Raw genomic sequence first — 2,002 nt, 5'->3', positions numbered from 1 at the left:
ATTCTTTTACAAATTCATCGAATACCTCCCAAAAACTTATCTTTACGTCTTCCTGGTCTTCACTTGTATCTTTCATCCGCAGGTTGAATGCGTCCTTTAGCTGTTGGGTAGTGGGCATGGCTTCCTGTACCTCAAATTCCTTGAACACGTTTTGAATTTCGGTATAGTATTTCAGCAGATCGGCATTGATTTCAGATGCACTTTGCTTTAGTTTGTTGGTACACCCGTTCTTCACTCGCTGCTTGTCAGCATCCCACTTGGCTACATCAATGCGGTAACCCGTTGTAAACTCAATGCGCTGACTTGCGTATATGACACGCATACGGATAGGCACGTTCTCCACGATTGGCACACCGTTCTTCTTCCGGCTTTCCAATGCAAAAATGATGTTTCGTTTGATATTCATAATTGGGTGTGTTTGAAATTCTACACCCAAATATACACCCAATATTTGGAATAGCAAAAGATATTCAGAAAGATTTAGATTTACTATGTACTCCAAATAGTGCTTGATTATTAATGATTTGCAATTTTATGATATTTCTTGAATATGTAGGTTCGAGAGCCTGTCTCTCCGCTGAACGTGCTGGACAGAAATGGTCAGCAAACGGACAAAAAGCTACAAATCAATGATTTGTGGCTTTTTTTATTGCCCGAAAGTCCTGCTTTCAAGACTTCAAAAGTACGGTAAAAGACAAAGTTTCGTTACTAAATCGTTACCTATTCCCTGCCGGACAAAAACGGTAACGAATTGTCCATAAATGACCTGATAATGACTATATTAGTCCATAGTCTGCATAACTCGAAAACGAGAGGTAAAAACTAATTTTGCAACTAAAAATTTTGAGTTATGAAATCGACATTCAAGGTTCTTTTTTATTTGAAGAAAGGTTCTGAAAAGAAAAACGGCGAGGTTATGATTATGGCACGCATCACCATAGACGGCAAACTTTGCCAGTTCAGTACGAAACAGAGCATCCAGCCCGACAACTGGAGCATTGCTGCGGGCAAAGCCAAAGGCAGGGATGCCGGGAGGATAAACGCCCTTTTGGACGACATACGTTCTTCCCTGAATACCATTTACCACGAAATGCAACGGCGTGACAACTACGTGACCGCCGAGAAAGTGAAAAACGAGTTTTTAGGTCATAGCGAGAGCCACGAAACAATCCTTTCATTGTTCCAAAAGCACAATGACGATGTGAAGCAGCTTGTGGGTATATCCAAGACGATAGCGACCTACCGCAAGTATGAAGTGACCCGCCGCCACCTCGCTGAATTTATCCAAAGCAAGTACAATGTATCGGACATATCCATAAAGGAGATAAGCCCGATGTTCATTACCGATTTTGAGTTGTATTTGCGTACCGCCTGCAAGTGCGGCTATAACACCACCGCCAAGTTCATGCAGTTCTTCAAGCGTATCATCATCATTGCCCGTAACAATGGCATACTGGTGGGCGACCCGTTCGCCAGCTACAAAATCCGGCTGGAGAAAGTGGACAGGGGTTATCTGACAGAGGACGAGATAAAAATCATCCTTAAAAAGAAAATGGTTTCCGAACGGCTGGAACACGTCAGGGACTTGTTCGTCTTTTCCTGTTTCTGCGGTTTGGCATACAGCGATGTCGCCAACTTGCGGCAGGAGAATATCCAAAAGTCCTTTGACGGCAACCTTTGGATAATCACCAAGCGGGTAAAGACCAACACGGACGTGAATGTCCCCCTGCTGGATATTCCCAAGATGATTTTGAAGAAGTACAAGGGCAAGTTGCCGGACGGGAAGATACTTCCCGTAATCAGCAATCAGAAGCTAAACGCCTACTTGAAAGAGATTGCCGATATATGCGGTATTAAAAAGAACCTGACATTCCACCTTGCCCGGCACACGTTCGCCACGACCACCACGCTGTCAAAGGGCGTACCCATTGAAACGGTGTCCAAGATGCTGGGACACACAAACATAGAAACTACGCAAATTTACGCCCGCATCACCAACAGC

At 44.0% G+C, this 2,002-nt stretch carries 2 protein-coding genes; one reads left to right on the top strand and one right to left on the bottom strand.

What is annotated here, in order from left to right:
• Nucleotides 1-406 (bottom strand): Arm DNA-binding domain-containing protein (locus WS34_RS14385; protein ID WP_286693823.1); only part of this gene is annotated, 406 nt, incomplete at its 3' end.
• Nucleotides 407-850: 444 nt separating this feature from the next.
• Here WS34_RS14385 and WS34_RS14380 point away from each other — a divergent pair.
• Nucleotides 851-2,002, top strand: a 1,152-nt coding sequence (locus WS34_RS14380; protein WP_046405708.1) for a site-specific integrase, incomplete at its 3' end; no start/stop codon positions are given.

The organism is Odoribacter sp. N15.MGS-14 (assembly GCF_000980245.1).
Lineage (GTDB): Bacteria > Bacteroidota > Bacteroidia > Bacteroidales > Marinifilaceae > Odoribacter > Odoribacter splanchnicus.
The sequence above is the reverse complement of the archived record's forward strand: the minus strand, read 5'-3'. Positions and strand labels throughout refer to the sequence as shown.